Origin of the sequence: Streptomyces pluripotens (assembly GCF_000802245.2) — a bacterium.
Lineage (GTDB): Bacteria > Actinomycetota > Actinomycetes > Streptomycetales > Streptomycetaceae > Streptomyces > Streptomyces pluripotens.
The window spans coordinates 5,586,511-5,612,785 of record NZ_CP021080.1 but is presented as its reverse complement, the minus strand read 5'-3'; the positions used below and the strand labels follow the sequence as shown (position 1 = coordinate 5,612,785).

General features: G+C 69.1%; 18 protein-coding genes. 5 read left to right on the top strand and 13 right to left on the bottom strand.

What is annotated here, in order from left to right; all coding sequences use genetic code 11:
• Positions 1–108 precede the first annotated feature (108 nt).
• Entirely contained in the window at positions 109–2,274 is a 2,166-nt protein-coding gene (locus LK06_RS25245; protein ID WP_039652533.1) for a RecQ family ATP-dependent DNA helicase, read from the top strand.
• Positions 2,275–2,540: 266 nt separating this feature from the next.
• On the top strand, positions 2,541–3,161 hold the full coding sequence (locus tag LK06_RS25240; RefSeq protein WP_039652534.1) for a hypothetical protein: 621 nt from the start codon (positions 2,541–2,543) through the stop codon (positions 3,159–3,161).
• A 465-nt stretch (positions 3,162–3,626) separates the two neighbouring features.
• Here LK06_RS25240 and LK06_RS25235 read toward each other — a convergent pair whose 3' ends face one another.
• From LK06_RS25235 to LK06_RS25215, 5 genes are all read right to left on the bottom strand, one after another.
• Complete coding sequence (locus LK06_RS25235; RefSeq protein WP_071659062.1) at positions 3,627–4,250, bottom strand: hypothetical protein; 624 nt, start codon at positions 4,248–4,250, stop codon at positions 3,627–3,629.
• Between the two features lie 68 nt (positions 4,251–4,318).
• Positions 4,319–5,020 carry a ribonuclease HII gene (locus LK06_RS25230; RefSeq protein WP_039652536.1) on the bottom strand — a complete coding sequence of 234 codons (702 nt, stop codon included), beginning with the start codon at positions 5,018–5,020 and terminating at the stop codon, positions 4,319–4,321.
• A gap of 1,129 nt (positions 5,021–6,149) precedes the next feature.
• The gene (locus LK06_RS25225) at positions 6,150–7,055 is read right to left on the bottom strand and encodes an ADP-ribosylglycohydrolase family protein (protein ID WP_039652537.1); all 906 of its coding nucleotides are present in this window, start codon (positions 7,053–7,055) and stop codon (positions 6,150–6,152) included.
• 12 nt (positions 7,056–7,067) lie between these two features.
• Positions 7,068–7,727 (bottom strand): histidine phosphatase family protein, encoded by a 660-nt coding sequence (locus tag LK06_RS25220; RefSeq protein ID WP_039652538.1) that lies wholly within the window; start codon positions 7,725–7,727, stop codon positions 7,068–7,070.
• Positions 7,728–7,908: 181 nt separating this feature from the next.
• Positions 7,909–8,514: a YdbC family protein gene (locus tag LK06_RS25215; RefSeq protein ID WP_039652585.1), complete on the bottom strand. Its 606-nt coding sequence runs from the start codon at positions 8,512–8,514 to the stop codon at positions 7,909–7,911.
• Positions 8,515–8,667: 153 nt separating this feature from the next.
• Between LK06_RS25215 and LK06_RS25210 the strand changes: the two genes are divergently transcribed.
• Positions 8,668–9,201, top strand: coding sequence for a TerD family protein (locus LK06_RS25210; RefSeq protein WP_039652539.1), 534 nt, complete (start codon positions 8,668–8,670; stop codon positions 9,199–9,201).
• An 83-nt stretch (positions 9,202–9,284) separates the two neighbouring features.
• On the opposite strand, the gene LK06_RS25205 is transcribed toward LK06_RS25210, so the two are convergent.
• Positions 9,285–12,179 carry a vitamin B12-dependent ribonucleotide reductase gene (locus tag LK06_RS25205; protein ID WP_043435544.1) on the bottom strand — a complete coding sequence of 965 codons (2,895 nt, stop codon included), beginning with the start codon at positions 12,177–12,179 and terminating at the stop codon, positions 9,285–9,287.
• A 164-nt stretch (positions 12,180–12,343) separates the two neighbouring features.
• Positions 12,344–12,895 carry a transcriptional regulator NrdR gene (gene nrdR, locus LK06_RS25200; RefSeq protein ID WP_039652586.1) on the bottom strand — a complete coding sequence of 184 codons (552 nt, stop codon included), beginning with the start codon at positions 12,893–12,895 and terminating at the stop codon, positions 12,344–12,346.
• Between the two features lie 593 nt (positions 12,896–13,488).
• On the opposite strand from nrdR, the gene lexA reads away from it, so the two are divergent.
• On the top strand, positions 13,489–14,268 hold the full coding sequence (gene lexA, locus LK06_RS25195) for a transcriptional repressor LexA (RefSeq protein ID WP_039652541.1): 780 nt from the start codon (positions 13,489–13,491) through the stop codon (positions 14,266–14,268).
• 198 nt (positions 14,269–14,466) lie between these two features.
• On the opposite strand, the gene LK06_RS25190 is transcribed toward lexA, so the two are convergent.
• The 4 genes from LK06_RS25190 to LK06_RS25175 all read right to left on the bottom strand — a co-directional run bounded on the left by LK06_RS25190 (position 14,467) and on the right by LK06_RS25175 (position 21,381).
• Entirely contained in the window at positions 14,467–16,443 is a 1,977-nt protein-coding gene (locus LK06_RS25190; protein ID WP_039652542.1) for an ATP-dependent DNA helicase, read from the bottom strand.
• Between the two features lie 199 nt (positions 16,444–16,642).
• Entirely contained in the window at positions 16,643–17,395 is a 753-nt protein-coding gene (locus LK06_RS25185) for a GNAT family N-acetyltransferase (protein WP_039652587.1), read from the bottom strand.
• A 125-nt stretch (positions 17,396–17,520) separates the two neighbouring features.
• Positions 17,521–19,479 carry an IucA/IucC family protein gene (locus LK06_RS25180; protein WP_043435542.1) on the bottom strand — a complete coding sequence of 653 codons (1,959 nt, stop codon included), beginning with the start codon at positions 19,477–19,479 and terminating at the stop codon, positions 17,521–17,523.
• A gap of 408 nt (positions 19,480–19,887) precedes the next feature.
• Positions 19,888–21,381: a diaminobutyrate--2-oxoglutarate transaminase family protein gene (locus LK06_RS25175; RefSeq protein ID WP_078859100.1), complete on the bottom strand. Its 1,494-nt coding sequence runs from the start codon at positions 21,379–21,381 to the stop codon at positions 19,888–19,890.
• 351 nt (positions 21,382–21,732) lie between these two features.
• Here LK06_RS25175 and LK06_RS25170 point away from each other — a divergent pair, with 351 nt between their 5' ends.
• On the top strand, positions 21,733–22,464 hold the full coding sequence (locus LK06_RS25170) for a DUF4142 domain-containing protein (RefSeq protein ID WP_039652545.1): 732 nt from the start codon (positions 21,733–21,735) through the stop codon (positions 22,462–22,464).
• 180 nt (positions 22,465–22,644) lie between these two features.
• On the opposite strand, the gene LK06_RS25165 is transcribed toward LK06_RS25170, so the two are convergent.
• Both LK06_RS25165 and LK06_RS25160 read right to left on the bottom strand, forming a co-directional pair.
• Positions 22,645–24,009, bottom strand: coding sequence for an alkaline phosphatase (locus tag LK06_RS25165; RefSeq protein WP_043405691.1), 1,365 nt, complete (start codon positions 24,007–24,009; stop codon positions 22,645–22,647).
• A gap of 137 nt (positions 24,010–24,146) precedes the next feature.
• On the bottom strand, positions 24,147–25,988 hold the full coding sequence (locus tag LK06_RS25160) for a copper resistance CopC/CopD family protein (RefSeq protein WP_234367498.1): 1,842 nt from the start codon (positions 25,986–25,988) through the stop codon (positions 24,147–24,149).
• Positions 25,989–26,275 lie beyond the last annotated feature (287 nt).

Below are 26,275 nucleotides of genomic sequence, written 5' to 3'. Positions count from 1 at the left end.
TCACCCTTGTGGATAAGTATGGACAGGAGCACGACAAGCCTGTCCAAGTTGTCCACATCCCAGGGCTGGGCCCCCCGCTGGTCGGTCCCGTCCTGTTGTATGGAACTCATGGAGCACACGAGTAACGCGGACCTCCGAGCAGCGGCCGACGCCGTCCTGGCCAGGCTCGTCGGGGACAGCACGGGCACGGCCCGGTTGCGCGAGGACCAGTGGCAGGCGATCGAGGCGCTGGTCGCCGACCGGCGCCGGGCTCTCGTCGTACAGCGCACGGGATGGGGCAAGTCCGCGGTGTACTTCGTGGCGACCTCGCTGCTGCGGGCCAGAGGGAGCGGGCCCACCGTGATCGTCTCACCCCTGATCGCGCTCATGCGCAACCAGGTGGAGGCCGCGGCCCGGGCCGGTATCCGCGCCCGGACCATCAACTCCGCCAACACCGAGGAGTGGGAAGACGTCCGGGCCGCAATCGAGGCGGGTGGCGTGGATGTCCTGCTCGTCAGCCCCGAGCGCCTGAACAACCCCGACTTCCGTGACCAGGTCTTGCCCAAGCTCTCCGCAGCGACCGGCCTGCTGGTCGTGGACGAGGCCCACTGCATCTCCGACTGGGGCCACGACTTCCGTCCCGACTACCGACGACTGCGCACCGTGCTCGGCGACCTCCCGCCCGGCGTGCCCGTGCTGGCCACCACTGCGACGGCCAACGCTCGGGTGACCGCGGACGTCGCCGAGCAACTGGGCACCGGCGCCGCCTCGGACGCCCTGGTGCTGCGAGGCCCGTTGGACCGGGAGAGTCTGAGCCTCGGCGTACTGCAGTTGCCGGACGCGGCACACCGGATGGCCTGGCTCGCCGACCACCTCGGCGACCTGCCGGGTTCCGGCATCGTCTACACGCTCACCGTCGCCGCAGCCGAGGAGGTCACCGCCTTTCTGCGGCAGCACGGGCACACCGTCGCCTCGTACACGGGGAGGACGGAGAACGCCGAAAGGCAGCAGGCCGAGGACGATCTGCTCGCCAACCGGGTCAAGGCCCTGGTGGCCACCTCCGCCTTGGGTATGGGCTTCGACAAGCCCGACCTGGGCTTCGTGGTCCACCTCGGTTCTCCCTCCTCCCCTATCGCCTACTACCAGCAGGTGGGCCGGGCCGGTCGCGGTGTCGAGCACGCCGAGGTACTGCTGCTTCCGGGTAAGGAGGACGAGGCGATCTGGCAGTACTTCGCATCACTGGCCTTCCCCTCCGAGGATCGGGTCCGGTGCACGTTGGACATCCTCGCCCAGGCCGACAGGCCCTTGTCGCTGCCTGCTCTGGAGCCCCTTGTCGACCTGCGCCGCTCACGGCTGGAAACCATGCTGAAGGTTCTCGACGTGGACGGAGCCGTGAGGCGGGTCAAGGGCGGCTGGGTCGCAACCGGTGAACCTTGGTCGTACGACGCCGAGCGCTACGACTGGGTCGCTCGGCAGCGGGCAGCCGAGCAGCAGGCGATGCGCGCCTACGCGTCCACCGCCGCATGTCGGATGGAGTTTCTGCAGCGCCAGTTGGACGACGAGGGCGCCGCACCGTGCGGCCGTTGCGACAACTGCGCGGGGCCACGCTTCGCCATCGAGACCTCCGTGGCCGCGCTGGAGGCCGCCCGGAACGACCTGGGCCGCGCCGGAGTCGAGGTCGAGCCACGTCGTATGTGGCCGACGGGCCTCCAGGCGGCCGGTATCGATCTCAAGGGACGAATCCCGGTTGGTGAACAGGCCGCGCCGGGGCGGGCTCTGGGACGGCTGTCGGACATCGGCTGGGGCAATCGGCTGCGTCCACTCCTCGCCTCCGGGGCGCCGGACGCGCCCGTGCCGGACGACGTGGCGAGAGCCGTGGTGGACGTACTGGCCGACTGGGCCAGAGGCCCTGCCGGCTGGGCCTCCGGTGCATCCGACGCCCAGGCCCGACCCGTGGGGGTGGTCACCGTCGCCTCGCGCACCCGGCCCCGGCTGATCCATTCCCTGGGCGCCCGGATCGCTGAGATCGGCCACCTGCCTCTACTCGGTTCCGTGGAGTACTCCGGGGAAGTACCCCGGGTACCTCGCAGCAACAGCGCGCAACGGCTGAAGGCCCTCGACGGCGCGTTGGTGGTACCGCCCGCCCTCGTATCGGTGCTCGCCGAGGTGCAGGGTCCCATCCTGCTGGTCGACGACCGCACGGAGACCGGCTGGACCCTCGCGGTCGCGGCCCGTCTGCTCAGAAGGTCCGGCGCGCAGGGGGTGTTGCCGTTGGTCCTCGCCGTCCAGGGCTGAACCCGCCGCCGGTCGTGGCAGTCGGCGTGCGGTGAACGGACGCTCCAGGCGTCGTCAGCCGACACTGTGGGTAGGGATATAAACCTCGCACCATCAGATAACAGACGGTGGCGCCAATTGCTCGTTGCCGCATCTCAGTTCGGCAGGAAGAATTGAGATCCGCTCCCCGCACGGTCCGTCCGTGATCCGGTTGGGCTTCGCTGCGGTGCGCGCTCCCCCGAATCCGACCTCGCCCGCAGTGTGGGCGCGTAGCCGAAGGGAGGAACGTGACCTTCGGATTCGCCTCGTCCTCGGCGGCCTCGTTGTCGACGCCCGCGTCCGCCGCCTCCGCCAGTCGCCTGCTCGAACCGGCGGAGTGGGCCGCCGCCGGAATCCCGCTGCTCCGCAATCCCCGTGAGATCGTCAGCGGGCTGCACGCCCGTCATCACCCGAAGCCCTCCACGGCGATTGTGGCCGTTCTGGATCCAGACGAACGGCTCTGCGCCAGCGCCTCCTTCACACGCCGTTCCGCCCCAGCCGACGGCTGGATGTTCCGCAACGCTCTACTGGCTCAGCTGCGCCGGGTGATCCCGCACGACCTGCGGCGGCGTACGCCCGTGCGGACGGCTGTACTGCTCTACTGCCGTGAGGGCGACGCGCATTGGACGGAGGAGGACGGCGCCTGGATGTGGGGCCTGCGCGATGCCTGCACGCTGCACGGGTTGAGGTGCGGGGCCTACATCACACTGACTCACGAGGGGTGGCAGGTACTTGGTGAGGGACGCGGTGGGCGCAGGCCCAACGCCCACTCCACACCGGAGTCCTTCGCGTTGTCGGAGGCTCCGCCGCTCGCCCCCCGCACCGGCGGCCCTGTCTCCGAAGTCCTGCGCAGGGCGGCGGCCCGCTGAGAACGGGCCACGGGGCCGGTCGTCCAAACAGCCACCGGAGCGGTGATCCGGCGCTCCGAAGCAGGGCGCCGGTTCAGTACGTCCACACAACCACCGGAGCCACTGACCGGAGCCGGCCGTAGAGGAGCTGGCCGGCGGCTGCTCGGACACCTGGTCGCGCACGGAATCGAGACACCGATCTACACGTACGGCTGATCCATCACACGCGATGGCCGACGAGATCCGCTCATGGTGCGCTCCGGGCGCCACCGTGCAGGCGCAGCCCATCACCGATTCCGGTCCTCGATATCACCATGGCGGACCACGACGGGCCACGCCGCACCCACCACTCACGCCCGAGCCACCGGGGAGCCGCCCCGCCGAACGGGACGGCCGCCAACTGCCCGGCACGCCAAGGGTTACGCGGTGCGTACACCCGCCACGGCGGCCTTCAGGCCACCCAGCGCTCCAGCGGCTGGACGCGGCTCAGACGCCGGCGCCCAGCACCGAGTTGATCTGTTGGGGGTCACCGCAGACGATCAGCAGCGCACCGGCCCTGGAGTGTGCCAGGGGAAGGACGGCGGCAGCGGCAGACGCGGGTCCTCCGTTGACGGCCACGACGACCACGGAGCGGGACGCGGCTCGAGAGGCGACGGCGGCATCTGTGTAGAAGACATCGTCGCCTGCGTCGTGCTGCGCCCAATAGGAGGCTTCTCCGAAGGACAGCTCGTGCTCGGCCCACGGGTGCTGGGCACCCGTGGTGATCACGAGGACGTCTTCGGGGGCACGACCCGAGTCCAGCAGCAGGTCGACTGCCTCTTCGGCGGCGTCGAGCGCGCCCCCAGCAGAGGCCGGGATCAGCTGGATCTGCGGTTTGGCCGCGGCGGCAGGCGCAATCGGACTGGTCGGGCCCGGCTTGGCCGTGTCACGCGGCGTACGCTGCGTTGGCGGCGTGGGCCGCATGGGGCCCGGTCGACCGGGGCGGGACGGAGCCGCGGGTCGGGGGCCAGGTACGGGGCGAGGGGTCGGCGCGGTGCGGCCGCTGGCCGGTGTGGCGCGGGGACCCTGGGCACTCTCGTGAATCTGAGGCTCCTCGGGAATGAGAGGCATGAGTTGATTTTTATCAAACATTGGTGCGGCACGGATGACCGGGTGGCACATGAGTGCGAGCGGAACCGTCAGAAATCAAAGCCGAGCTGGCCCTCGATTTCCGGAACGCCTCCGTCCGCCCAGCTGCGGGCCTTCTTGAGGTGCCGCCACTGAGGCAACGCATCAAGATACGCCCACGACAATCGGTGATGCGGGGTGGGACCCCACCTCTCCAGTGCGGCCTTGTGCACGGGTGACGGATACCCAGCGTTGTCCGCAAAGCCGAAGTCTGCATGGTCGATACCCAGTTCGGCCATCATTTTGTCGCGCTGAACCTTGGCGATCACCGACGCCGCCGCGACGGCCACGCACGATCGATCGCCCTTGATTACCGTACGGACCTTCCAGGGGGCACCGAGATAGTCGTGCTTCCCATCGAGGATGACGGCGTCGGGGCGGACCGGGAGGCCGTCCAGGGCGCGAACCGCGGCCAGCCGCAGGGCGGCCGTCATCCCCGAGTTGTCGATCTCCTCGGGAGAAGCATGCCCCAGCGCGTAGGCGGTCACCCACGTCCGCAGAACTTCGGCCAGTTGCGTACGCCGCCCGACCGTCAGCAGCTTGGAGTCGGTCAGCCCTTCAGGCGGCCGTCGGAGTCCAGTGATCGCCGCGCAAACGGTGACAGGTCCGGCCCAAGCGCCACGACCCACCTCGTCGACACCGGCAATGATCTTCGCTCCGGTCGTAGCGCGCAGGGAGCGCTCGACGGAGTGTGTGGGCGGTTCGTACGGCATGGCGGTCCCAGACTACGCCGCCCGGATCCCCATGCGACACCCCGGTCACCCGACCGGCGCCGAGGCCACCGACAGATGTGGCCCAGCTCCGCGAAGCCACGGCGGCAAAAGCATAGCCCGGGCGGTTGCCCCCGTGAAACCAGTGCACCCCCTCTTCGCTCAAGCACATTTCCAGCTGATGCAGCATCGCGACCGAAGAGCCTCGAAGGTGCCACGATCAACCACATCCGCGCGCACCATTCATCACACTTATCAGGAGCGATGACTTCACAGTGCGGCATGACGGTCGACGCCACCACGCTCCCAACGACCACCCCACGGAACACACAACGCGCCACCCATCGCATGTGTGAATCACCGTGCACAGCATGCAGCCGGGGCAAGCGACTGATCCGCTGTACCTGCCGCATCAGGGGAGCACATCCACGTATCACCTCGTACCCCGGAGCGGTCCGTGCATCGGGCGGTCCGGAGACCAGTGCACGACCGCATCCAGGCCCTTCCCCGGAGACCAACTGCGGAGGCCCGCAGCCACGTCGGTCTGGACGGTCCGCCTGGCCACGTCCCGCGGTCGGGCCCTCGCAGCTGGCCACCCGGCACGGCGGACCCCTGCGCCGCCCCCACGTGCGCGAGGAGCGGGCAGGGAGGCAACGGCTGCCGCGGTGCAGCGACGGATGACACATGACTCAGTGCGGACCCGTTCAGGTGCACGCGTGCTGCGGCGTAACCGGCGGCCTTCGCCGTGGACGAGGAACCGCAGATCCAGGCTCTGAAACGGAACCACTCCAGTGCTACGACGATGCCCGGCCCCCTTGAGCTCCGCAGCTTCGGCTACGTCCGCCACGGCGCCGCGGGCCTGTTCGTCGCGCGCTGAACACCGTGACCGGCGAGGTGATCGGGAAGCTATGCGCACAACACCGGGCGGTGGGCTCCCGTCACTCCCTCGATGAGCTCGACTGCGACAGGACCTCCGAACCAGGACACGGGATCACACGTCCTTCCCTGTCCCCGCTTTCCGCCCCGCCCGCTCCCCATGAAAGGTGCGGCCGTTGCGGATACCGGAGGGACGACCTTCACGGAGGGTAGCCGTCAAGCGCGGAGCGTCTCCGTCAAGCGCGGATTCCACGGCTCAGATGATCGCGGGCGCCCAGCCCGGCAGCGCCTCCGTCCGTTTCACCCACTCGGCGGGAGGTGCACCCGCCTCACCGGAGGCAACGACACCGCCCACGATCGCGCAGGTCGTGTCCACGTCCCCGCCCACCTGGGCGGTCGTCCAGAAGGCCGCCTCATAGTCACCGAGACGCCGTGCGGCCGACCAGAGAGCGAAGGGAACGGTGTCGTGGGCCGTCGTACGCCGTCCGCAACCCAGTACAGCCGCGACGGTGGCCGGGTCACCGTAATCGAGCATGTCGCGGGCGCGCCGGAGTCCCTGACCGACCGCGCTCTTCGGCACGAGGGCGATGACATCGCCGAGGAATGCCTCAGGCCTGGGCGGTCCGTCCGGCGATCCGGCCAGCGCAGCGGCTGCGGCGACCGCCATGGCACCGACCACAGCTTCCCGGTGCTGGTGCGTGGGATAGGCCGAGATCTCTGCCTGGTGCGTGGCCTGTTCCGGGTCGTCCGCGTACCAGGCACCCAGGGGAGCGATCCGCATGGCCGCGCCGTTGCCCCATGATCCCTGGCCCTTGAAGAGCCCTGCGGCGAGATCACGCCAGTCCCCACCCTCGCGGATGAGACGCAGCAGCCGGTTGACCGCAGGTCCGTAGCCCCGGTCGAAATCGTGGTGCTCAGCGAAGGAGCCGGCCAGTGCGTCCTGGTCGACACGCTGATGGGCGGCGAGAACGGCTACCACGGAACAGGCCATCTCCGTGTCGTCCGTCCACTGCCAGGGGCCCGCCGGCAGCTCGCGCCGCTTCAGCAAGGGGTAATGCGCCGGAACGAAGAACTGTGAGCCCAAGGCGTCCCCCACGGCCAGTCCGCGCAGGCTGGCCAGGGCCCGCTCAAGGCGGCCGAGGGATGAGGTGTCAGCGGTCATCGCTCTGCCACTCTATCCGGTGACCCATTGCGGCACCGGCTCCCGCCAGCGCTCGAAGGGCCGGTCAAGTGTGTACTTGCCGTTCTCTCCCAGAACGAGCACCCGCATCTCGGCGTTCCCCGGATTCGCCAGGGACTCGAAGTCCGCCACCGTCCAGTGGAACCATCGCATGCAGAACAGCCGCATGGCGAGCCCGTGCGTCACCAGGAGCACGTTCGGGGGATGGTCCGGGGCCTCGAAGCTGCGGAACAGGCTCTCCAAGAAGCCGCCGACCCGGTCGTACACGTCGGCACCGGACTCCCCCTGGGGGAAGCGGAAGAAGAAGTGGCCGTAGGCGTCACGGTAGGTCTTCTGCAGGCGCACGTCGTCGCGATCCTGCCAGTTGCCCCAGTCCTGTTCGCGCAGTCTGGGTTCCTCACGGACGCGAATGAGGCCGGGGTCGAGACGGAAGGCGCGGAGCGTCTCGTGGGTGCGGCGGTACGGGGACACGTACACGCTCACGCGTTCCCGGTCGAAGAGCTCCCGTAGCTTCCCGCCAGTCTCCTCCGCCTGTCGCCAGCCGCGCTCGGTCAGCGCGAGAGCATGGTCGGGCTCCCGTTCATACACGGAGTCGTCGACATTGCCGGTTGACTCTCCGTGCCGGACAAGGACGATGCGCCGTGGTCGTGCCATGCCAAGACCCTAGATCGAGCCGGGGAAGGTCGGGCACTCGCACCGGCTCCATACGGCGTAGGTCACATGAATTCCGCGTCCAAGCCCCTTCCTGGGCACCACTCGCGGCTCCTGCGGGTCCGAGGTTCGCCTCCGAAGTGAGGTTTGGTTTCCAAACGCACTGAACCCACTGAACCCGGGTTCACACCGTCCAGGACGGCTCAAGCTCCACGATGTCACCCGAAACCGCCGCGATGTCCGCCTCGGTCTGAGCGCGCAGGGCGAGGCGTTCGACCCGCTCCGTGCGGTACTTGCCGTGCTCGGCGGCCGAACGCCACATCGACAGCACCAGGAACTCTTGTTCGGAGGCCTCGGCGAACATACCGCGGATCATGCCCGGCGAGCCCGCCATCGCCGGGTTCCAGACTCTCTCCTGCATGAGCGTGAAGTGCTCCACGCGCTCGGCACGCACCCGGCACAACGCCAACCTGATCAGGTCGGTGTCGGTGAACCGAGGCTCGAAACCCGTCTTCACGTCGAAGCGGTACTCGAAGAGCTTGGTCTGAGCGTCCGTGAACGTGCCGGACTGAGCGGCCGCCAGACGGTCGTGGGAGCGGGCCATGAAGGAGTCGTAGAAGACACGGCTCTCCCAGAAGCCGAAGATGTGCGCCACCCCCTGCCGCTGCCGGCTCCAGCCTCCGCCCTGTCCCCGAAAACCCGGCTCCCCCAGAAGCCCCGCCCATTTCCGCTGCCCCCGCTCGAAACCACGGCGGTCCACCACGGTGCAGCGAATCCACTTGACCAGCACCGCGCCATCGTAAGGCCAGCCGGCGTGGCCTCGGTCACGTCTGGCGGAGATCTCCCGCTCACGCGCCCCCACACGCATGGCACGATGGACAAGAAACCCTCACTCCAGGGGAGTTGGGGGACGAGAGCGCCTCAGGGGGAAGGGGGAAGCCCGGTGACCGGCTTCAGCAAGGGAATCCGCAAGGCCGAGGTCGCACTGAGGTGGGACCCCAGTCCGACGGGTCAGCCACCGACCGATCTCGACCTCATCGCCGCGACGTTCGTGTCGGAAGACGCGTACGGGACTCCGGCTTATCTGGTGCATTTCGACAGCCGGTCGCCGGACGGCACGATCAATCTGAACCGCGACAGCACGGACGGCAGGGGCTTCGGCTGGGACGAGGTCATGACGCTCGAACTGGACCGTCTCGACAGCCGGTACACACGCGTGGTGGTGGGTGTCGTCATCCAACAGCGACCGACGCGCAGGACGTTCGTGGACGTTCTGAATCCGGCCACGCGCATCCGGGAGGGCTACACCATACTCGGCGAGGACGACTTCGGTTCGGTTCTCGGGTCGACGGCGGCCACGATCGCCGAGTTCGTGCGGGACGGGGCCGGGACCTGGACCCACCTTCCAGGTGTGCGCGGCTTCGACGAGGACCCGGCGACGTTCACCCGGGTCATGGGCAGGGCGCACCAACCCTGACGGGGAGTGCGCTCCGCACGAAAACGCGTGAAGCGAGGGGCGCCGGACGGGCCGTCGCCCCTCGCTTCACGAACCGTGTGTCATCAGCTGCAGCCGCTGGTCGAGCCGCAGCCCTCGCAGATGTAGCAGGAGCCGGCGCGCTGCATCTTCGTGCCGCAGGAGAAGCACAGCGGAGCGTCGGCCTGGATGCCCAGTTGCATCTCCACCAGCTCCGCGCTGGTGTGCGCCTGCTGCGGGGCGGACTTGGCCACCTCGGCCGCGGCCTTTGGCGCGGTGACCGCCCTCAGTTCCTGGGCGCGCGGCGCCGACTGGGCCAGTCCTTCGACGTCGACCTCGTCGTCGGCCGGCTCGTAGGAACCGGTCTCCAGGTGGCGCTGGCGCTCCTCAGCGGAGTGGATACCGAGCGCGGAACGGGTTTCGAAGGGAAGGAAGTCCAGCGCCAGGCGGCGGAAGATGTAGTCGACGATCGACTGCGCCATTCGTACGTCCGGGTCGTCTGTCATACCGGCCGGCTCGAAGCGCATGTTGGTGAACTTGGAGACGTAGGTCTCCAGCGGCACGCCGTACTGCAGACCGACGGAGACGGCGATGGAGAAGGCGTCCATCATGCCCGCGAGGGTCGAACCCTGCTTGGACATCTTCAGGAAGACCTCCCCGAGACCGTCGTCCGGGTAGGAGTTGGCGGTCATGTAGCCTTCGGCGCCGCCGACCGTGAAGGACGTGGTGATGCCGGGACGGCCCTTGGGGAGTCGCTTGCGGACCGGCCGGTATTCGATGACCTTCTCGACCGTCTCGCGGATGGCAGCCTCGGTCTTCTCCGTGACCTCGGCCTTCTCCGCCTCCTTGGTCTTGGCCGACAGCGGCTGGCCGACCTTGCAGTTGTCGCGGTAGATGGCGAGCGCCTTGACGCCGAGCTTCCAGGCCTCGTAGTAGATCTCCTCGACCTCCTCGACGGTCGCCGTCTCCGGCATGTTGACCGTCTTGGAGATGGCGCCGGAGATCCACTGCTGGATCGCAGCCATCATGCGGACGTGGCCCATCGGGGAGATGGCGCGCTCACCCATGGCGCAGTCGAACACCTCGTAGTGCTCGTGCTTCAGACTGGGCGCGTCGATCACATTGCCGTGCTCGGCGATGTGGGCGACGATCGCCTCGATCTGCTCCTCCTGGTAGCCCAGGCGGCGCAGGGCCTGCGGCACGGTGCCGTTGACGATCTGCATGGAGCCGCCGCCGACGAGCTTCTTGAACTTGACCAGGGCCAGGTCAGGCTCGACGCCCGTGGTGTCGCAGGACATCGCGAGACCGATGGTGCCGGTCGGGGCGAGCACGGATGCCTGGGAGTTACGGAAACCGTTCTTCGCACCGAGGCGCAGCACGTCCTGCCAGGCCTCCGTGGCAGCGGCCCACACCGGGGTGTCCAAGTCGTCCATGCGGACGGCCTTGTCGTTGGCGTCGGCGTGCTGCGTCATGACGCGGTTGTGGGCGTCGGCGTTGCGGGCGTAGCCGTCGTACGAGCCCACGACCGCGGCCAGTTCGGCGGAGCGGCGGTAGGCGGTACCCGTCATCAGGGAGGTGATGGCACCGGCCAGGGCGCGCCCGCCGTCGGAGTCGTAGGCGTGACCGGTCGCCATCAGCAGGGCTCCGAGGTTGGCGTAGCCGATGCCGAGCTGGCGGAAGGCACGCGTGTTCTCGCCGATCTTCTGGGTCGGGAAGTCCGCGAAGCAGATGGAGATGTCCATCGCCGCGATGACGAGTTCCACGACCTTCGCGAAGCGCTCGGCCTCGAAGGACTGGTTGCCCTTGCCGTCGTCCTTGAGGAACTTCATCAGGTTCAGCGAGGCCAGGTTGCAGGACGTGTTGTCCAGGTGCATGTACTCGCTGCACGGGTTCGACGCAGTGATCCGGCCGGACTCGGGGCAGGTGTGCCAGTTGTTGATGGTGTCGTCGTACTGGATGCCCGGGTCGGCACAAGCCCACGCGGCCTCGGCGATCTTACGGAAGAGCGACTTGGCGTCCACCTCCTCGATGACCTCACCGGTCATCCGGGCACGCAGGCCGAAGTTGCTGCCCGCCTCGACCGCCTTCATGAACTCATCGTTGACGCGGACCGAGTTGTTGGCGTTCTGGTACTGGACGGAGGTGATGTCATCACCACCCAGGTCCATGTCGTAGCCCGCGTCGCGCAGGACGCGGATCTTCTCTTCCTCCTTGACCTTGGTCTCGATGAAGTCCTCGATGTCCGGGTGGTCGACGTCCAGCACCACCATCTTGGCGGCACGGCGGGTGGCACCACCGGACTTGATGGTGCCGGCGGAGGCGTCGGCGCCGCGCATGAAGGAGACGGGGCCGGAGGCGTTGCCGCCGGAGGAGAGCAGTTCCTTGGAGGAACGGATCCGGGAGAGGTTCAGGCCTGCGCCGGAGCCGCCCTTGAAGATCATGCCCTCTTCCTTGTACCAGTCGAGGATCGACTCCATGGAGTCGTCGACGGACAGGATGAAGCAGGCGGAGACCTGCTGCGGCTGCGGGGTGCCGACGTTGAACCAGACCGGGCTGTTGAAGCTGAAGACCTGGTGCAGGAGGGCGTACGCCAGTTCGTGCTCGAAGATCTCGGCGTCGGCGGGCGAGGCGAAGTACTTGTGGTCCTCGCCTGCCTTCCGGTACGTCTTCACGATGCGGTCGATCAGCTGCTTGAGGCTGGTCTCGCGCTGTGGGGTGCCCACCGCGCCCCGGAAGTACTTGCTGGTGACGATGTTGACCGCGTTCACCGACCAGAAGTCGGGGAACTCGACGCCACGCTGCTCGAAGTTGACCGAGCCGTCGCGCCAGTTGGTCATGACGACGTCACGGCGCTCCCAGGAAACCTCGTCGTACGGGTGTACGCCGGGAGTGGTGTGGATGCGCTCGATACGCAGCCCTTTGGTGGCCTTGGCACCCTTGGCTCGGGAACCTCGTGCCGGACCGCTCGCCGTCTCTGTCATGCCGCCTCCCTGTACGGGCGAAAACGCCCTGAAGTGCCCCGTTTGTTCCGTGGCACGGTGTTCTGTCTTGTGTTGCGGGCACCCTCAGCTGCGACCCGCAACAGGTCTTCGGTCGCCGCCCCCCGGCCGGACCCCGGGCCTCCTGCCGGTGTCCGGTCCGCTGGTCAGTCGGCGGCGTGGGCAGGCACGGCGACCGGACTGGTCTCGCCGGGCCTGCGATCGTCTTCCTGGCTCCCCGCTGCCACGTCTTCGTCGTCGGCGGCGCGCCCCTGGGTCGCCTCCCTCAGTTCCGCGATGGCGGCCTCGAAGTCCTCGAGCGACTCGAACGCCCGGTAGACGGAGGCGAACCGCAGATAGGCGACAAGGTCGAGCTCCTGCAACGGGCCGAGTATGGCCAGACCCACGTCATGGGTGGTCAACTCGGCACTTCCGGTGGCTCGCACCGCCTCCTCGACCCGCTGGCCGAGCTGGGCGAGTGCGTCCTCAGTGACAGGCCGCCCCTGGCACGCCTTGCGCACGCCGTTGATGACCTTGGTACGACTGAAAGGCTCGGTGACTCCGGACCGCTTGACCACCATGAGCGAGCACGTCTCCACGGTCGTGAAACGACGGGAGCAGTCCGGACACTGGCGGCGCCTGCGAATCGACGTGCCGTCGTCGGTCGTACGGCTGTCGACCACTCGGCTGTCGGGGTGCCTGCAGAAGGGGCAGTGCATGATCTCCAACCCTCCTCACAGCAGACTCAGCAACCCCACCGGACCCTTGGGCCCCGCGAAGCAGCCCTAAGCATAGGCGATCGTGGAGCCACTTCAGACCCGGACCACAACTTGTGGGCTGCTGTAGCCATCCAACCACTAGATGTGGGGATGAACTGATCGGCAACGACAGACTCGCGTGTCGCGGAGGGAACGGCAGGCAGGGACGCTACGACAGCGCGCCAACGGTCCGCCAACGACCCACCGGCAACCACCGGAACACCGCGGACAAGGCCCGGGCGCCACCGCCACGGCATCCACGGGGATCCACGGGCACCGCAGAGAGGATCACGGAACCCACACCCGGGAGGAGCCAGGATCCCGGTGGAACGGAACGGGGATGGCAGACTGGGGTGCGGCTCACAAGGCCGACAACCCCGACGGTGAAGAGTACAGCAATGTGCGCTTTTGTCCGTCGGTCATGGGGCGAGCTGTACACCCACACATGTGATCCCGTCAGGCGAATCGCACTTTTTCACTCGAACGTGTGTTTGGCGCAACCTTTCGAAAGCAACTACCGTTGTGCAGCAGGGAGACCATCGAGAGGGGCCGCCGTGACCACCACCGCAGACAGTGCCACCATCACCGCCCAGGACCGCTCCCAGGGCCGAGTCGAGCCGGTACACGCGATGAACGAAGCCATCCATCCCGAGGGGCACAAGCGCTCCCTGCCGGGCCGACCTCCTGGAATCAGGGCGGACAGCTCCGGGCTCACCGACCGGCAGCGCCGGGTGATCGAGGTCATCAGGGACTCCGTACAACGACGCGGCTACCCGCCGTCCATGCGGGAGATCGGCCAGGCCGTCGGCCTCTCCAGCACTTCCTCGGTCGCACACCAGCTCATGGCGCTGGAGCGCAAGGGCTTCCTTCGTCGCGACCCGCACCGCCCACGCGCGTACGAGGTACGCGGTTCCGACCAGACCATGGCCGTGCAGCCCACGGACACCGCCGGCAAGCCTGCCGCTTCGTACGTCCCCTTGGTCGGCCGCATCGCCGCCGGTGGCCCGATCCTGGCGGAGGAATCCGTCGAGGACGTCTTTCCTCTCCCCCGCCAGCTCGTCGGTGACGGCGAACTGTTCGTCCTCAAGGTCGTCGGCGACTCCATGATCGAAGCCGCGATCTGTGACGGTGACTGGGTCACCGTCCGCCGTCAGCCGGTCGCCGAGAACGGCGACATCGTCGCAGCCATGCTCGACGGAGAAGCCACGGTCAAGCGCTTCAAGCGCGAAGACGGCCACGTCTGGCTCCTCCCGCACAACTCGGCCTACGAGCCGATTCCCGGCGACGACGCGACCATCCTGGGTAAGGTCGTCGCCGTACTGCGACGCGTCTGACGGTTGCGGCGGACGGCTCCGGCCGACCCGCTCCCTGACCGGGCCTCGGGACCTCTGCGCCGGTTCCGGGGCCCTGCCCATGTCCGGGCTACACCCCTGCACCCCGGACTGCTTCGCCCCGCACGCGACCTGACCGGCGGAGGCCAAGCCGCTCTCGCGATCACTCCGCCTCCGCCCGCCACCGGTCCCCCCTGCGGCCTACTCGGCCTCCGCCTGCTTCGCTGCCGCATCGATGGCAGCGAGTGACCTGCGGACTTGATGACGGTCCGTGGTGTACCAGAAGTCAGGCAGCGACGCCTTGAGGTATCCGCCGTACCGCGCAGTAGCCAGTCGCTGGTCCAACACCGCGACGACACCCCGGTCCCCGGAAGCGCGCACCAGGCGACCGGCGCCCTGGGCCATCAGCAGGGCCGCATGTGTGGCCGCCACTGCCATGAAGCCGTTGCCCCCCGCCTCCTCCACCGCTTTCTGGCGGGCGCTCATCAGCGGGTCATCGGGGCGGGGGAACGGGATCTTGTCCATGACGACCAGCTGGCAGCCGGACCCTGGGACGTCGACCCCCTGCCACAGTGACAGCGTGCCGAAGAGACAGGTCTTCGGGTCGGCCGCGAAGTTCTTGATCAACTCGCCGAGCGTCTCCTCGCCCTGCAGCAGAATCGGGAACTCGGGAATCCGTGACCGCAGCTCCTCCGCGGCGAGCTGGGCAGCCCTCATGGACGAGAACAACCCGAGCGTGCGGCCTCCGGCCGCCTGGATCAAATCCGTCAATTCGTCGAGCATGTCGGCCCGCTCGCCGTCACGCGCGGGGCGCGCCAGGTGCTTCGCGACATACAGAATGCCCTGCTTGCGGTAGTCGAAGGGTGAGCCGACGTCGACTCCCTTCCACTTCGGCAGGTCTTCTCCCTCCGATCCTTCGGGGCCCAGCCCCAAAGACGCTCCCACACCGTTGAAGTCACCGCCCAACCTGAGGGTCGCGGAGGCGAGGACCACACTGCGGTCCGCGAAGAGCTTCTCCCTGAGCAGCCCTGACACCGACATGGGGGCGATCCGCAGGGAGGCACCGAAGCGGTCGTGCCGCTCGTACCAGACGACATCCCACTCGGAGCCGTTCAAGACCCGCTCCGCCACATCGTGCACCGTCTCCACCGAGGCCAGCGCCTGCTTGCGGACGGCGTCCTCATCCTGAAGGGACTTGTCGCGGGTCGCGCCGATCGCGGTGATGACCGCCCGGGCCGCGTCACGGAGCGCCATCAGGGCGTAGCCGAGATCTTCCGGGATCTCCTCAAGACGGCCCGGCAGCGCCAGCTCCATCAGTCGTTCGAAGCCCTCGGCAGCGGTCTGGAGCTGGTCGGCAGCCTTCTCGTCCACCAATTTGGCGGCACGACGCACGGCACGGTTGACCTGACCGGCCGTGAGTTCGCCGGTGGCAACACCGGTCACGCGGGGGACGAGTTCGTGTGCCTCGTCCACGATCAGCACCTCGTGCTGGGGCAGCACCGGAGCGCCTTCGATGGCGTCGATGGCCAGCAGCGCATGGTTCGTGACGACGACCTCGGCGAGCTTGGCTCGCTCGCGGGCCATCTCCGCGAAGCACTCGGCGCCGTACGCGCACTTCGACGCACCCAGGCACTCCCGCGACGACACCGACACCTGTGCCCAGGCGCGGTCCGAGACGCCAGGGGTGAGATCGTCCCGGTCGCCGCTTTCGGTCTCATCCGCCCAGTCCCGCAGCCGCAGTAGGTCCTGGCCCAGCTTGCTGGTGGGCGCGGCTGCCTCGAACTGGTCGAACAGGCCCTCCTCCTCGTCCTGCGGCATGCCCTCGTGCAACCGGTGCAGGCAGAGGTAGTTCGACCGGCCCTTGAGCATCGCGAACTCCGGGCGACGGCGCAGCAACGGGTGCAAGGCATCGACCGTGCGTGGTAGGTCGCGTTCCACGAGCTGACGCTGAAGCGCGAGCGTGGCCGTCGCGACGATCACCCGCTCTCCGTGCGCGAGCGCGGGCACGAGATAGCCCAACGATTTGCCGGTGCCGGTGCCGGCCTGGACCAACAGGTGGGATCCGTCATCGATCGCCTCGGCGACTGCTTCGGCCATGGTCACCTGACCGGGACGCTCCGTGCCGCCGACGGCGGTGACGGCGGCATGCAGGAGTTCGGGGAGTGAGGGCTTTGTCATAGCCCGACCACCCTACGGCCCGGCACTGACAAACGGGCGGACACGGCCGGACCAGGGTCGGAATCAGGGCGTCTTCCGCGCCGGGCCGGGACAGCGGACGGTGGGGCCGGATGCCGGAACACCGGTCCCGACGCACTGGGGCCCGGGAACACCACGACCCCGCCGTCCGTACTCACTGTGAGGATGCCGTCACGTGTCGCTACATCGCATCGCGCAGGAGACGGTCCCGGATCATGAGGGCGGCCCGCTTGCCGGGGAGGTCGACCTCGGCCTCGTACCGGAAACCGGCGCTCAGAAACGCGGCGACGGAAGAGGTGTTACGAAGATCGGGTTCCGCCACCACGCGGGAGCAGGCGGGGCGCCTGTCGAGGATGAGGTCGGCCACGGCTCTGAGCAGGACTGAGCCCAACCCGCGGCCCCGGTCGGCGGCGCCACCGACGAGGAGGTGGATCCCAGTGTCATGCGGACGGGCCGGATAGTGGCGGGCCAGCGGGTCCAGATCCGCCCGGTAGATCTCCCAATAGCTCATCGGTGTGCCGTCCAACACCCCCACACACGGCACACTGCGCCCGTCGCCATCGAGTTGCGCCCGCAGGTGGTCCTCCGTCAGGCTCCGGGGCCCGGCCAGCTCCCAGTACTGCGCGACGGCGGGATCGTTCATCCAGTGGTGGACGAGCGGCAGGTCTCGCTCCACGCGTACCGGCGCCAAACGGAAGCAGCCGACGGAGGTGACGGCAGACCCCCACGCGTGGAGCTGGTCCAGGAGGCCGGGCACATCCGTGGCGAGGAGGGCGAGGAACCCGGCGGGGAGGCGCAGGTCCAACGTGTCCTCGCTGTCCGTGCCACCGCCCTCAGCGGTGGAGGGGACCGCTCGCGCCGGGCTGTCCGGGGCGGGGCCGGGGTGGAGGCCGGGACCCGGGCGGGTGGCGGTGTTCGCGTCGGTGGGAGGCATGGTGCGCTCCTCTCGGGAGACGGAGTGGGTCATGGTCCCCGGAGATGCGGGAGACGGGCCGGAGTGCTCATGACGAGCGCGGGGAGGGCCGAAGAGCCGATCGGAGACGTGAAGGAAGGTGGTGATCACGCGTGGAGAGGGTTGGCGATGGTGACGTACACGGACTGGGTGTCGACCGGGCCGACGAGTTCGTCGAGGCCGTGTAGCCGGGTCAGCAGGTTGGCCTTGCAGCGCAGCACGGGTGAGTCGAGGAGACGGCTGGGCAGGGTGGTGCGCAGGGCGCGGGGGCCCGAGGCGACATCGCTGAGGAAGCGGCGGAAGGCCGCGAGGAGTAGTCGCTCGTCTGCGAGGCGCTGCGAGCCGAAAGCACCGATCAGGCCCAGCACGTTGTTGACGGCGAGGTAGTAGGCGAAGCGTTCGTCGGTGACCTCGTCGGAGACGAACGTGTCGCTGTGCTCGCCGATACCGGGGAGGCGGACGTCCAACTCGGCCTGGCGGGACTCACGGAAGTAGTACCCCTGGTTGTCGCGGTAGCGGCCGCCGGCGGGCCATCCGTCACCGTCCAGCAGGACCAGCGTGTTCTGCTGATGGGCCTCAAGGGCGATGCCGGCCTCACCGTCCAGCCAGAGCAGGGGACGCACGACCTGTTCCAGGTAGCGCAGGAACCACTCGGCGGCGACGGCTCCCCCGGGACGGCCGGTGCGTGCGGCGAGCCGCGCCACGAGCTGCGCCAGCCGGGAACGCATGCTCCGGACCGCTTGCCGCGGCGAGGAGCCGGAGTCCGGGTCGGGCAGTGGCCGGGGCGAGACGAGTCCCGCAACGCAGCCGACGTTGTCCCTCGGGGTGAACGGGTTGTGCCTGATCACCACGTCGAGTCCGGGCAGCGGCGCCCCGTCCGGATCGTCGACGGCGATCCAGGCCGGGTCGCGGACGATGTCGAAGCCCGGGTGCACGTCCTGCCACTGACTACACAGGCCCGTGCGCAGCAGCCGGTGCACCTCGACCCCGCGATGGAGTTCCTTGCGCAGGTTCTCGCGCCGGGAGTTGGTGATGCGCAGGCCCAGCGACAGCTTGAGCATTGCGGGCGCGCCGGACCGGTGGACCGTGCGCACGGAGGAGGTGGGGTGCCAGGGCATGCCGAGGGAGCCGAGGTCGCGCAACAGTCCGCGGTCGAGGAGGGCGGCCACGGATTCGCGGTGCCTCACCTCTCGTACCTGCCACGGGTGGAGTGGCAGGACGGTGTATCCGTCGGGGTGGCTCGGCGTGGTTCCGGCGAGACGGCGGGTGAGGTGGGCGGCAGGGACCGGACGGCCCCGCTCGGTCCAGGCGGAGTCCGTCGCGAGCAGCGAGGGGGCGACAGCCATCCAGTGCAGGGGGAAGGATCCCCGCAGTTCAGGTGAGTACTGGCGGGCTTCGGTCTCGGTCAGCCCTTCCCGGCTCTTGGGAGTGGGGTGCAGGGGATGTCCGAGCACGAGGGCCTGTTCGGCGTCGAGGAAAAGGTCGGCGGCGGCGGAAGGCTGTTCGCGCCTGTCGCGGATGAAGGTGGTGACGCGGCGGAGGGAGTCGGCCACCCTGGCTGCGAGGTCGCTGCCGTCACCAAGGCCGAGTGCTGCGGGTGCCGGAGCCGGGGGAGCACTACTGCCGGTGTCTGCGGCTGCCTGCCTGGCCAGCAGGGCCGCGAGAGTGACGGCGTCGACTGGCGGGGAGGCTGCGGGGGCACCGGCGAAGCGTGCTGGTCCGAAGCGGTGCCAGCCCGTCGGGGACCAGTAGCGGACCGGGGCGATCAGTGCGGTACCGCTGGCCGGCAGCGGGATGCGCAGGGTGCCCGACGTGGGGGCGCCGAGGTCAGTCTCACGTACCCAGCACCGTAGAAGGTTCTCCACGGCGGCGGCCTGGGCCACGGCGCCTGGGTCGGAGTCATCCAGCGGGTCGGTACCGGGCTGCGTCCATGGCACCGGCGTCGCCGTGCGCCTCTGCTGCTGGGGGACTGACTCGGCGAGCGGGACAGGAGCGGTCGGCGCACCGGGGTCTCCCTGTTCGTCGGGAGCAGCGGAGCTGCCGTCGGGGGTGAGGCTGTCGGTCATGACGGCTCCTCGGGACTGGGGGTGAGGTGGTCAGGGGCCATTCGCCGTTCGTGTCCCTGCTGTGCCGTTCGTTCGTGTCCCCCGTTGTGACCGTTGCCCTGGCCCGCGCGATCGCGGTCTCCGTCCACCGCTCGGCCGCAGTTCCCCTGGGCCGACGACCGTCTCGGCGCGCGGGTGCAGCGCCGGCGGAGAGACCGGGAGCGGGGAAGCGGCGTTGCGAGAGCAGGCGGCAATGCGCTGGTCGCTGGGCGGACTGTGTCGGGGGCGTCCCTTGCGGGTGGGATCGGTGGCTGGGTGGGACGGGGCAAGAGCCACGCCGTGTGCGCTGGGGACACGGCGTGGCCCTCGGCCATGGGGTATTGCCCTGGGACACGGCTGTTTCAAGGCCCACCGGCGGGTGTGCGGCTCTCAGCCCACGCGCTGGGCGGGGCTGGGTTGCCGTAGGTAGTGCGGGCCGTGCTGCTCGTGGTTGCGGGCCACCGCTGCCACCGCGTCGGTGAGACGGTCAAGGACTGCGGCAGCCTGTTCGTCGCTGATGGTCAGGGGAGGGAGCAGCCGCACCACTGCCGAGTGGCGGCCACCGAGTTCGACGATCAGCCCGCGCTGGAGGCACTCCCGCTGGACGGCTGCGGCGAGTTGGGGTGCGGCCGGACGTGGGCTGAGGGCCGGCTCCAGGCTGCCCGGTGTCATCGGGTGGTCGGAGGGCGGCGAGGGGTGGACGACGGGCGGGGGACAGCCGCCGGGCACCGGACGGCCACCGGGAGCGGCCGCGTCGCTCTCGGGTTCCACCAGTTCGATCCCGATCATCAACCCACGTCCGCGTACCTCCCCCACGCATGCGAACGCGCCGAGAGAATCGGCCAGCCGGGCCAGCATGCGGGAGCCGAGGTCGGCGGCTCGTGTGGCCAGGCCGTTCTCACGCACGTAGGCAAGGGTGGCGGTGCCCGCGGCCATGGCGAGCTGGTTCCCTCGGAAGGTGCCCGCGTGAGCACCGGGTTGCCAGACGTCGAGATCGTCGCGATAGACGATCACGGCCAGGGGGAGGCTGCCGCCGATGGCCTTGGAGAGAACCATGACGTCGGGGGTGATGCCGCTGTGGTCGACGGCCCAGAAGGCGCCCGTGCGGCCGACGCCCGTCTGGATCTCGTCCGCGATCAGCGGGATGGAGCGGTCCGCCGTGAGCCGCCGCATGCGACACAGCCAGCTGTCCGGCGCCGGGAGCACCCCGCCCTCGCCCTGGACGGGTTCCAGGATCATCCCGGCGGGCAGGGGTACGCCCGACTTGGGGTCGTCGAGCAGCGATTCGGTCCAGCGGGCAGCGAGTTCGGCGCCGCGGGGGCCACCGATCCCGAAGGGGCAGCGATGGTCCTGCGGGTAGGGCAGGCGGGCGACTTGGACGTCGCCGGCACTGCCGGAGACCGCCAGGGCACCCGCGGTCATGCCGTGGTAGGCGCCGGTGAAGGCCAGGATGCCGGTGCGGCCGGTCGCGGCTCGGACGAGTTTCAGAGCGGCCTCGACGGCGTCGGTGCCGGCCGGGCCGCAGAACTGAACGCGGGCCCGGTCGGCCAGGCCGGGCGGAAGGGTGCGGAACAGTTCAGTAGTGAAACGGTCCTTGACGGGGGTGGCGAGGTCGAGGACGGAGAGGGGAGCACCCGAGTCGAGGACCTTGCGGACGGCTTCCAGCACGACCGGGTGGTTATGGCCGAGGGCGAGTGTGCCTGCGCCGGAGAGGCAATCCAGGTAGCGGCGGCCGTCGGCACCCTCGATGGTGAGCCCGCGCGCCCGGACCGGCACGATGGGTAGGGCCCGAGCATAGGTACGGGCGGAGGATTCGCGCGCCGACTGACGTCTGAGGATCCCCTCGTGCACAGCACGCACTTCCCTGTGCGTGCCTTCAGCCATCGGCTCCGTAACGGCCAAGGTTCGCTGCCTTCCCCACTGTTCAGATGACGGATCGATCTGCGGAGACCGGACGCGGATAGCAGGCCCCCTATCTCTACAACCGCGGGCACCCCAACGGGTTACGGGTTGCCACAAGATCCTTTGTCGTGAAGGACCCTCGCGGGTCCGGACCGCCTTCGCCCAGGTCGTCGTGGGCGCGGGCGGCGAGGCCTGGAACGACGCCCCGAACGGAAAGGGTGAGTGTGTGTCAGAGAACACACAGTGCCACGCGAATTTTTCCCGGCGCGGTGATCGGCCCGGCCGTCTTCTCCGTACGTCCTGGTGTCCGGGACGCTCACGGCAGGAGGCGCCATGCACTTCTCGCGCAACACGATCGGCACCGTCTTTGTGGGCGGCGCAATGACTCTGACCCTTGCCGCACTCGCCTATCCGTCGATGCTGGGCGTGCAGAACGTCAGCACCAACACCAGCCGCATCATCGCCAACACACGGTACGGTCCGTTGACCGAGGCCGACCGTGACTTCGTCGTCAAGGTCCGCTCCGCCGGACTGTGGGAGTACCGCCTCGGGCAGGACGCCATGAAGCACGGCGCGACAAAGCCCATGCGGGAGGCCGGCGAGCATTTGGTCATCGGGCACGCCCTACTTGACGACAGTTGTCGCAGGATTGCCACGGAGCTCCACATCACCCTGCCCAACCAGGCCACCCCGCAGCAGCAGCAGTTCGTGGCCACCGCGGAGTCGAAGTCCGGTACGGAGTTCGACTCCACCGCGGCCAACATCATGCGCGTGACCCATGGGCAGATCTTCCCGGCCATCGCCAAGATCCGGGCCACCACCCAGAACACACTGGTGCGTCAGCTCGCCGACCAGGCCAACGAGGTCGTCCTCGACCACATCGCCTCGATGGAGAAGACCGGTCTGGTCAACTTCGATCAGGTCAACTTCCAGGAGACCACTCCGCCCAAGCTGCCGCAGAGCCAACTCACGCCGCCCCCGCCGCAGCCCGGCTCCCCCGTCGTGAAGCTCACCTCGCCCCCGGGACTCAAGAACTTCTACACGTCCACCGTCCACGTGCCCTGAGCCCCGCCCCTCTGTCCCCCTCTGTCCCCCTCCGTGCCCCCGCTACCCCACGCCCCGCCAGGCCCGGACAAGCCCAGCCGCCACGAACTCGTCTCACTCACCATGCTGTGCAGCGGCGTTCCGGACATGGTGGAGGGGGGAGACCACACATCGCGGCCTCCCCCCTCCACCATGCGCGGGTCAGCGCAGGTGAAGGGCCTCACGCATGGTCGTGAAGAGGTCGGTCTGGTTCGTCACCCCGAGAACGCGGTACGCCTGAGGGCCCTGAGCGGCGATGCGGACCTCGGTGCCGGTGTGTTCCTGGGACCGGCCCGGGGTGTCGGTCGAGTAGTTGACCTTCAGCTGCTGGCCCTCGTTGGTGACAAGGGTGGAGGACAGGCCGGGCGGGTTGGCCCCCAGCGGGACGATCTGGCTGGTGTGGCCATGGTCGGCGGTCGTGACGACGAGGGTGTCTGGGTGCTGGGCGGCGTAGGCGCGGGCGACCTTGACCGCACGGTCGAAGGCGGCGGTCTCCCCGATCTGTCCACACGGGTCCGCGGCGTGGTCCCGCTTATCGATGGATGCGCCCTCGATCTGCAGGAAGAAGCCCTTGTGCGAGTGGGCCCGCCGCTGCTTCGCCGCCAGCAGCCGGATGGCCTCGGCGGCGGAGTCCGCGAGACTCGGCGTGCCGGAAGGACGGTCCGGGTTCGAGGTCACACACCGCTGCGGGTCGGTGCCGCCGACCGCCGCCACCTCACCCGTCCACTCCACCGGTACGTTGCCCGTGGCGAAGAGACCGAGGACCGGCTTGCCCGCCTTGGCGGCCTTCATCGACGCGTCGTCGGTGACGACCTGGTAGCCGAGCCTGCGTGCCTGCTCAGTGACGGTGAGCCCCTTGTACCTGCCGTCGGTGACCTGCTGGTCGAAGCGCCGCCTGCCGCCGCCGAAGAGGACGTCGACCTTGTGGTTGACGAACTGCTCGGCGATCGATCCGGGTCCGCCGGCCGCGATGGTGTCCTTGGGGCACTTGGCCATGTCTGCGGGGCCCTGGCAGGAGCGGTCGGTGGCGTGCGAGGCGAGCACGGCCGGGGTGGCGTCGGTGAGTTCGGCGGTGGTGACGCTGCCGGTGGCGTAGCCGTTCCGCTGCGCCAGTTCCAGGATGGTCCGGACCGGCTTGTCGGTACCCGGCGTCTTGGAGATGCGGCCGTTGACCGTCTTGACGCCCGTCGCCCAGCCGGTGCCGCTGGCGGCGGAGTCGGTCACGTAGTCCGGTGTCCCGTCGGCGTGCACCGAGTAGGTCGTGTACGCGCCGGTGAGCGGGAACCTGTCCATGTTCAGCCGACCGTCGGCACCGACGGTGTAGTCACGGGCCAGGGTGATCTCCGAGTCGCCCATGCCGTCACCGATAAGCAGGATGACGTTCTTCGCCTTGCCGCCCCGGATGGCGCTCCTGGCCCGGTCCTTGCCGTCAAAGGCACCGGCGGTGGTGGTGACGGCCACGGCGGCCGTGGTCGCGGCGACCAGTGCGGTGGCGGTCATGAGGTGGCGACGGGTGGGCTTGAGCATGGATACGACTCCTTGAAGCGTCCGATAGCCGGGTGAGATGGCCAACGCAGCCAGATCACCATGCACGGGCAAAGGAACCGTAAACGATTGACCAGGTGGACACATCCAGGACATGACACGAGACGCCTCGCACGGAATCACCGGCTGATCGCCACGGTCTTCGAGACGGTGACCTGGTCGATGTCGGAGACCCGGACGGTCGCCTTCACCGTCCAGGTCCCGGCGAGCGGAAGGTCGAGGGTGTCACTGCCCCAGTAGCCGGTCTCATCCGCGAGGTGGGCATTCAGCGGACCGACGTGCCGGTCGGCGAGGGTGAACGTCAGCCGCAGCTCAGGGACGCTGACGGGACTGCCATCGGCGCCGTACACGATCGCCTCCACCACGTTCCGGCCGACGCCGCCCGGTTCCAGGGTGATTTGCAGCTTGCCGCGCCCGGCCAAGGAGTCCTTGCCGGTGTCGTAGGGGATCAGGGTGAGGCTCACGTCGGGCTGTCCGGGCACCGTGGGCCGCACCGCGGCGGCCTCCGTGGCGGCCCGGCCGGGCTGGGTTCCCGTCAACACGGTCGTCAGGACCAGCACCGCCACTCCGACGGCTACCTCGGCCGTCACGGTGCGGCGCAGGCCACGCTGCTGTGCCGGTGGCCCGGACCCGGCAGCGGTCCGCCCTGGCTCTTCCCGGCCGACGGCGCCCGTGGCGCGGCCGGACCGCAGGCCGGGATCGCCACCCACCGTGGCCGGCACCGGTGCACCGTGCGGAAGGCGCAGCAGTTGTCCGGCGAAGCGCCGGGAATGCCATGCCACGGCCAGCATCAGGAGTACGGACCACACTTTGTAGACCAGCAGCCTGCCGTAGCCGGTACCGAAGAGCGCGCCCCACGAGCCCAGGCCACGCCAGGACTGATAGACGCCGGTCGCGGCCAGCACGGCCACCGCGGTCAGCGCGAGGCGGGAGAAACGGCTCACGGCGGCGAGCGGCAGCGGATCCTCGGCCGGTGCCCGGTACAGCGCTGTCAGCAGTGCGGCCAGACCGCCCAGCCACACTGCCATCGCCAGCAGGTGCAGCACAGAGGAGACCACGGCCACCGGCACCTGGACGCCGGTGGCCGCATGGTCGGACAGCGCCCAGGTGGCGGCCAGGGCGAGCGCAAACGCGACAGCGGCGGTGGCTGCCCGCCGGCTGGGTCTCGTCCCCAGGCCCCGCCGGCGCCTCGCCGGTACCGCCGCCGCCAGCAGCAGGACCAGCCGGGCCAGGAGCGCCACTCCGGGCCGGGTGCCGGCCGTGCGCCAGAGCAGTTCCGGGTCGATCATTCCGCCCGGGCCGACACCGCTGTCGTAGGGACCACGCAGCAGCAGCGCCAGGACGGTGGCGCCGAACAGCACCCACCAGCCGGCCAGGAGCGGCCGGCGCACCACGCGCACGGCCGTGGCCGAAGGCCAGCAGACCAGGACGAACACGGCGACGCCGAGCAGCAGGGCCAGACCGGCGTAGGCGAGGTAACGCCCGATACCGTAGAGCGTGTTGACGGCCGGGGCCACGGCGGGGCGGGTAGCCGCGAGTGCCCGAGTCTGGGACGGTTTGCCGACCGAGAAGGTGAAGGCTCCGGAGACGGCGTGACTGTCGGCGGACACCACCCGCCAGGAGACGGTGTACGTGCCCTGCCCCAAGCGGCTGGTCAGCGACACCCGGGCGGTGTCCGCGCGGCCCTCCACATGGGTGGGATCGCCGGCGGTCACCGGACGGTTGTCCGGGCCAAGCACCCGCAGGGAGTTCTCCATCAGGGCGACTGATTCGTCGAAGGTGACGGTGACCTGCTTCGGAGCCGTCTTCCATACGCTGCCCTCACGCGGGTCACTTGCGGTCAGGACTGCGTGCGCGGCAGCCGGTGCGGCGCAGCGGAGCAGGGCCAGGGCAAGCGCAGCGACCACCACCAGCACCGAGAGGGCCGTGTGTCTGCCGTCGTCGACCAGTCGTCGCACCACGTCGTGTCTCCGGGTCCGGGTTTCTGAAGCACAGTTACGTACGGGAGCATCGGGGGCCTTTCTCATCGGGCCACCGTTTCGCCTGTGACCGCGACCGACGGTTCGTCACACCTGCGCAGAGCAGCGCCGGTCAGCCAGGTCAGGCGGATCGGACGGCCGAAGGGCCGTAGCCGAACCGTTGTGGATCAGTCAGAACTCCCGTACAGCGAGGGCATAGTGTGTGATGCCGTTCCAGACGGACGCGGGTCCGGCGTGAACCGCCCATGAGTGCGCTGCCGGCAACGCGG

Bases quoted from the DNA above. Each gene is read 5' to 3' on its own strand.
- LK06_RS25235 (WP_071659062.1), bottom strand. From the start codon at position 4,250: ATGCCTCTCATTCCCGAGGAGCCTCAGATTCACGAGAGTGCCCAGGGT.
- nrdR (WP_039652586.1), bottom strand. From the start codon at position 12,895: ATGCACTGCCCCTTCTGCAGGCACCCCGACAGCCGAGTGGTCGACAGC.
- LK06_RS25220 (WP_039652538.1), bottom strand. From the start codon at position 7,727: ATGGCACGACCACGGCGCATCGTCCTTGTCCGGCACGGAGAGTCAACC.
- LK06_RS25190 (WP_039652542.1), bottom strand. From the start codon at position 16,443: ATGACAAAGCCCTCACTCCCCGAACTCCTGCATGCCGCCGTCACCGCC.
- LK06_RS25230 (WP_039652536.1), bottom strand. From the start codon at position 5,020: ATGCCGTACGAACCGCCCACACACTCCGTCGAGCGCTCCCTGCGCGCT.
- LK06_RS25180 (WP_043435542.1), bottom strand. From the start codon at position 19,479: ATGACCGACAGCCTCACCCCCGACGGCAGCTCCGCTGCTCCCGACGAA.
- LK06_RS25245 (WP_039652533.1), top strand. From the start codon at position 109: ATGGAGCACACGAGTAACGCGGACCTCCGAGCAGCGGCCGACGCCGTC.
- LK06_RS25225 (WP_039652537.1), bottom strand. From the start codon at position 7,055: ATGACCGCTGACACCTCATCCCTCGGCCGCCTTGAGCGGGCCCTGGCC.
- LK06_RS25205 (WP_043435544.1), bottom strand. From the start codon at position 12,179: ATGACAGAGACGGCGAGCGGTCCGGCACGAGGTTCCCGAGCCAAGGGT.
- LK06_RS25170 (WP_039652545.1), top strand. From the start codon at position 21,733: ATGCACTTCTCGCGCAACACGATCGGCACCGTCTTTGTGGGCGGCGCA.
- LK06_RS25185 (WP_039652587.1), bottom strand. From the start codon at position 17,395: ATGCCTCCCACCGACGCGAACACCGCCACCCGCCCGGGTCCCGGCCTC.
- LK06_RS25175 (WP_078859100.1), bottom strand. From the start codon at position 21,381: ATGGCTGAAGGCACGCACAGGGAAGTGCGTGCTGTGCACGAGGGGATC.
- LK06_RS25165 (WP_043405691.1), bottom strand. From the start codon at position 24,009: ATGCTCAAGCCCACCCGTCGCCACCTCATGACCGCCACCGCACTGGTC.